The sequence below is a fragment of the Hyphomonas sp. UBA3601 genome (assembly GCF_002375605.1).
In the GTDB taxonomy this organism is placed as follows: Bacteria; Pseudomonadota; Alphaproteobacteria; order Caulobacterales; family Hyphomonadaceae; genus Hyphomonas.
Map to the genome: position 1 here is coordinate 1 of NZ_DFME01000059.1, position 4218 is coordinate 4218.

Annotated in this window: 4 protein-coding genes; 1 reads left to right on the plus strand and 3 read right to left on the minus strand. The window is 58.9% G+C overall.

The genetic code is table 11. The features are described 5' to 3' along the window. The first annotated feature begins 99 nt into the window (after positions 1 to 99). A complete protein-coding gene (locus B4F73_RS06515) occupies positions 100 to 1347 on the plus strand; it encodes a mechanosensitive ion channel family protein (protein ID WP_290482790.1) in 1248 nt (415 codons plus the stop codon). A 12-nt stretch (positions 1348 to 1359) separates the two neighbouring features. Here the strand turns inward: B4F73_RS06515 and B4F73_RS06520 are convergent, their stop codons facing one another. The 3 genes from B4F73_RS06520 to B4F73_RS06530 form a co-directional block, all read right to left on the minus strand. After that, positions 1360 to 2562, minus strand: coding sequence for a serine hydrolase domain-containing protein (locus B4F73_RS06520; protein WP_290482791.1), 1203 nt, complete (start codon positions 2560 to 2562; stop codon positions 1360 to 1362). A gap of 64 nt (positions 2563 to 2626) precedes the next feature. Beyond that, positions 2627 to 3832, minus strand: a complete 1206-nt coding sequence (gene opgC / locus B4F73_RS06525) for an OpgC domain-containing protein (protein WP_290481463.1) — start codon at positions 3830 to 3832, stop codon at positions 2627 to 2629. Between the two features lie 204 nt (positions 3833 to 4036). Continuing rightward, positions 4037 to 4218 (minus strand): hypothetical protein (locus tag B4F73_RS06530; RefSeq protein ID WP_290482792.1); only part of this gene is annotated, 182 nt, incomplete at its 5' end.

A 4218-nucleotide genomic window follows, 5' to 3' on the forward strand; every position in this document is an offset into this window, starting at 1 on the left:
AAGGGCTGACCCCCAACCCTTCACAGGCCGCATAACACAGATTAGCAAACGGCACTCCACAGGCCCGGTCGCGACCGGATGAAACAGATGGAGCGCCGCATGGCCCTGACACAATCTTCGAGCTGGTTTGAGCAGAATGCCCCCGACTGGGCGCGCGAGTCCGCAACCTTCATCGGAAACATCTGGAATGATGGCGCTTATGGTCTGACCTATGGCGAGATCACCATCGCTGTTGTGATCATCATGATCGCGCTGATGATCCGCGGCCTGTTCGCACGGCTGATCGTGAAGACCATCATGCGCCTGGCGTCCGGCACCAAGTCGGGCTTTGATGACGCGCTCGTTCAATCCATCGCGACGCCGCTCAAGATCGTCCCGGTCATCATCGGTATCTATATCGCGCTGCAGGTGACCAATATTTCCGGCGAGGCGGAAATCTACGCGACTCGCATTCTGCGCTCGATCATCACGCTTGCCGTATTCTGGACGCTGTCTCGCGCGGTGCATGCCTTCGAATATCTGTTCGCGGGTCTGAGAGACGCCCTGTCGCCCGCCGCCGTCGACTGGATGGTCAAGGCGTTGCAGATCATCTTGATCGTACTGGGTCTCGGCGCCGTGGCGGAGCAATGGGGAATCCAGATCGCGCCCCTGCTGGCCGGCCTTGGCGTGCTCGGCATCGCCGTCGGCCTCGGCGCGCAGGACTTGTTCAAGAACCTTATCTCCGGCTTGCTGATCATTTCAGAGAAGCGTTTCATTCCCGGCGAGTGGGTCAAGGCAGACGGTGTGGTCGAAGGAACGGTCGAGAAGATCAATTTCCGTTCGACATTGATCCGCCGGTTCGACAAGAGCCCGGTCTATGTTCCCAACAGCGCACTGTCAGATGCGGCCGTGACCAATTTCTCGCGCATGACGCACCGGCGCATCAAATGGGTGGTCGGCGTGGAATATCGCACGACCGTGGACCAGCTGAAATATATCCGCGACGAAATCGAGGCCTGGCTCTGGAATGATGACCGGTTCGCCAAGCCGCCGGAAGCCGCATTGTTCGTGCGTGTGGACAGCTTCAATGCCAGCTCCATCGACTTCCTGATCTACACTTTCACCCACACGAAGAATTGGGGCGAGTGGCTGGAGATCAAGGAAGAGTTCGCCGTCGCCGTGATGGACATTATCGAAAAGGCGGGCACGGGCTTCGCCTTTCCGAGCCGCACCATCTACCTTCAGGAAACCGACCCGCCGGAAATCATGGCTCCGCCCGCGCGCAGCGAAGGCGTCGCACGGGCGCAAGCCGCCAAGGAAGGCATGCTCCAGGTCGGCGGGATTGGCGAAGCCAGCGACGATGGCTAATCGGGTCGCGGCTTACTTCACCCATACGCCAGGTGCATTGGTGCGATAGCCGAGCGCGCGATAGGCCGCATCGATCAGGCTTTGCGCGCGGTCATTCACGAGAATGCCGCTGCCCATCTGGTTCATCGTGTAGCTGAAGGCGAGGCCCGCTTCGGGATCGGCGAAACCGATGGAGCCGCCTGCGCCGACATGGCCGAAGGCCTGCTCGCCCATGATGACGCTGGTGCCGGGGCCGAGGTTCAGCTCGCGATTATCCATGGACTTCATGAAGCCCGGGCCGAACCGGGTCGGGACCAGAAGCGTCGCATCGCTTTGCGTCGCTGTTGTCACCATGCTCATGGCCTTCAGGCGATCAGACGAGACGAGCGTGCCGTCATCGGTTGCCAATGGCGTATACATCGCCACCTGTCCGCGCGCGTTCGAGAGGCCGCCCCCGCCGCCGATTTCAGCGGCTTGCGACTTGCGGTTATTGAAGTCCCAGCCGCCATTGTTCATGAAGCTCTTGTGCTGGATGGATTCCGGCTCGGTCACCAGCTTGATGGCAAACTCGGTTGGAACATCGCCCGGCTTCGGCGCATACGGAATGATCGGCGCGATGTGAACGTCTTCGGTCTCAGGCAGGCCCAGCCAGAAGCGCGCGCCGGTCTTGTCGGCCACTTCCTCGCGGAAGAAGGTGCCGAGCGACTTGCCGGACACGCGGCGGACCAGTTCGCCCACCGTCCAGCCGAAATTGATCATGTGGTAGCCATTGCGTGTGCCCGGTTCCCAGAAGGCTTCCTCATCTTCCAGTCGCTGGATCATGTAGTCCCAGTCCTCGAACCCGCCTGGCCGGACCGGGTCGCGCAGGGTCGGCAGCGCGCTTTCATGGTTCAGCATCATGCGAACCGTGGTCTTCTCTTTGCCGTTCTTGGCAAACTTCGGCCAGTAGTCGGCGACCAGCGCCTCGGGATTCAGCTCACCCCGGTCGATCAGGATATGGGCGCACAGCGCGGTGGCGGCCTTGGAACAGGAAAAGACGATGGAGATCGTATCCTCACGCCAGGCATCACCAGTTTCCGGGTTCGCCATGCCGCCCCAGAGGTCCACCTGCGTTTCGCCATTCACTGACAGGCAGACCGAGGCGCCAACCTCTCCACGCTCTGCAAAGTTGCGTTCGAATTCTTCCTTCACGGCGGCGAATTTTGACTCGCACGCCCCGCCAATGGATCCTGACATGTGTTCCCTCCCGAGGATTTTATTGATGCCAGTGTGATGCGCCCTCCCCACGGGAAGGCAAGCCCTATGGCAGGGCCGGGAGGTAGCGTTTCTTCAGGCGCGCCGCGCCAAGCAAAGCTGCCAGAGCGCAGATCTGGACAACCATCACCACAATCCGATTGTCTTCAAACCCGTTGGAGAGAATGAAGTAGCTGGCCGTAAAGACCGCCACGACATGGCCGCTATACACGAACAGGGAATTCCGGCCGACCATTACCAGAGGCGGGAATCTCAACACAGAATCCACCACAGCCCGCGCCCACATAAGGGGCTTTGCCAAGTCTTCCCGGTTCAGCAGGAAGTAGAAGATATACGAGATCGCAGCGAGACTGATCAGGCCGATGCCAGACACATTCCGGCGCTTTGGCTCAACCAGCCATTCAGGCGACCCAAGCATGCCTCGCCCGGCTTCCGCAACTGCAAAGGCCACTGTGATGGCAAGCGCCGCGTAGAAGACCGGATAGCTCGTGGGCAGAATGCTGGATTTGAAATGGTCCCAGCCTTCCGTCTTGTACCGGTAGCCGAGATAGAATCCGCCATAGAAAATGACCGCGTAGGACAAGGGATTGAAGATACCCGTCAGAGACAGGAAAGGCCGCGTGTCGAAAACATGCGCGAAGATCCAGCCCAATACCGCTTGATCGAAACCCGCCGCAGCAACCAGCCAGCAGGCCGCAAGAATTCCGAAGAACAGGCGCGTCCGCGTTGTCTCCAGCAACCAAAGCCCGACCGGAATGAACAGCATCAGCATCATGTAAAGGATCAGAATGCCGAGATAGAGCGGCTGCTTGGCGAAGGTGAAAACCTGAAGGCTCTGCACGAACAGCGGTGTTTCGAGGTCTGGTACATATTGGGAATCCAGCCGCATCGGCCAGGCCGACACAAACAGGTACAGCATCGAGAGTGCGACGATGATCTGATAGAGATAGACCCAGCGTAGCCGCTTCAAAACGGCCAGTTCGCAGGCGACCATACCGCCTTTGGAGAAGGGCCGAAGATAGCTCAGCGCGCAGACAAAACCGGACAAGAGAACAAAAAACTCGCCATCCCAGACAGGCGAGAAATTCCCGTGATGAAACCGGATCACAGGCGTCCAGTGCGTGAAATTGAAGTGTGCGATGAACATGGCAATGAGCAAATAGCCCCGCGCCCCATCGATATGCACTAACCGCGCCGCCTTCTGCGCTGGCGCCGTGGTGGCCGATCCCGTCGTCAAAATCGCATCGGTCATCTCGTCACCTCTAGACCATGCTTGCCGTAGCGTTACTCCTAGTGGACCATTGTGACAATCCGAACGCGATCAGCGAATTTCCTTCGAAAACAGCATGTTCCTGCACAAGGTTGATGCGACTTCGGCCACCGTCTTCAGATCGCAGGCAAAGAAATGCCCGCAACAGGACGTTGCGGGCATTTCTGAAATCATACTGCCAGTATTCTATGCCGGCTCTTCAGCAGAGCCTTTCTTGGCGACAGGCTTCTTCTTCGGCTTCTCGGCAACATATTTGAAGGCGAGCTTTTCCTCGTCCTTCTTGTCGATGTCGATCTTGACCACGCCGCCCTTCTGGAGCGAGCCGAACAGGAGTTCTTCCGCCATCGGCTTCTTGACGTGTTCCTGGA